The sequence below is a fragment of the Endothiovibrio diazotrophicus genome (genome assembly GCF_054657215.1).
Genome location: NZ_BAAHXB010000398.1, coordinates 1 through 217, shown reverse-complemented (window position 1 = coordinate 217; position 217 = coordinate 1). Strand labels below are relative to the sequence as shown.

The window sequence follows — 217 nt, the reverse complement described above, 5'->3', positions numbered from 1 at the left end:
CGCACTCCTCCGGGCGGCCACCGAAGTAACGGAAGGCCTCGTCGTGGAGCTGGATGAAGCGTTCCGTGTCGATCGGCCGGCGGGATAGGCCGACATACATCAGCCGCGAGAACGAGAGCACGAAAACCACGAAGTAGAGCGTCGTCGCCACCCCGTCGATCAGCACATCGCGCAGCTCCCCGGGATCGACCTGGCACTGGACGCCGGGAACGTCATC

1 pseudogene is annotated in these 217 nt (G+C 65.0%); it reads right to left on the bottom strand.

What is annotated here, in order from left to right:
* A pseudogene (locus tag ACYQ2W_RS26960) lies at positions 1-217 on the bottom strand (IS21-like element ISCARN89 family transposase); the annotation flags it as partial.